Below are 1,131 nucleotides of genomic sequence, written 5' to 3'. Positions count from 1 at the left end.
GGCGCACCTCTCTGTGACCCTCATCGGCTCCACGAGCACGGCGATCTGGGCCGGCTCTGCGCTCAGCCTCTACTGGCTCGGTCTCGTCGGAGCGATGGTGGCCAGTCTCGACGGCCTGCGCACAGCGGCGACGGCCCCGGCACTGGTCACTGCTGTCGCCCTCGTCGCCCTGGCCGTGCCTCTGCTCACGGTGGCTGCGACCGGCGCGATGGAGGTCACCGCGAGCAACGGCAGGATGCTCCCCGCCTTCGCGTCCGCCGAGGCGGCATCCCGACCGGACCTCGGCACGCTCCAACTCACGGCCCAGCCCGGCGGCGGTATCGCGACGACGTTACACCGGGGGCTCGGCACCACGCTCGACGAGCAGAGCACGCTGGCGGGGACTGACACTGCACTCAGCGCGGTGGATAAGCGAATTGCCACGCTCGCCGGCAACCTCGCCTCTCGCAGCGGTTTCGACATCGGGGGTGAGCTGGATGACCTGCAGATCGCGTTCGTGCTGCTGCCGAACGCGACGGGGGATGTCGCAGTGCAGACCCGGCAGCGTATCGCGGATGCCCTCGACGGCAACCGCATCCTCACCCCTATCGGCGCTACGGCCCAGGGGTTCCTGTGGAACTACGGCGGGCTCTCCGAGGGCTCGGCCCCGACGGGACCCAGGCCTCTCGAGACCCCGCTCGGCCAGGGGATTGTTATCGGCCAGGCCGTGGTGTTCGGCCTTACCCTGTTGCTGGCCATCCCGACCACCAGGCGCCGTCGGGTGCGCGCCGCCCAGGCCAGCGCTGCGATCGCGGACGTCACGGGGGAGGGTCCGGCATGAGCGACAACATTGGAGCGCAGGAGGAGCCCTCGGGCGAGCAGTTCAGCAGGGATGAGCCGTTTCCCGAGCAGGACGAGCTCGAGACCTCGAGGCGGCACCCGCTCACCATACGCGCGGTCGCGGCCGCGGGAGGCCGGGCAGCGGTCGGTCTGGTCGGCATCGGCGTTGCTGCCGTGACGATCGCGGCATCCATGGTGCTGCCGCTGCCCACCGTGCAGGTCTCGGCGCCCGACACGCTCATCACCCCCGTGCCCACGGCGCAGCAGCTCGTGTGTCCCGGTGCGATCCTGAGACTGGCCAGTGACAGCGGT

2 pseudogenes are annotated in these 1,131 nt (G+C 70.6%); both read left to right on the top strand.

Annotated elements, in window-relative coordinates:
* Positions 1–820: pseudogene (locus RMN95_RS11040) on the top strand (glycosyltransferase family 2 protein); the annotation flags it as partial.
* Positions 817–1,131: pseudogene (locus RMN95_RS11035) on the top strand (hypothetical protein); the annotation flags it as partial. The pseudogenes RMN95_RS11040 and RMN95_RS11035, both read left to right, overlap by 4 nt.

Origin of the sequence: Salinibacterium sp. (assembly GCF_031364185.1) — a bacterium.
Lineage (GTDB): Bacteria > Actinomycetota > Actinomycetes > Actinomycetales > Microbacteriaceae > Rhodoglobus.
Note: the sequence above shows the minus strand (reverse complement) of the source record. Positions and strands in the feature narration are given on the sequence as shown.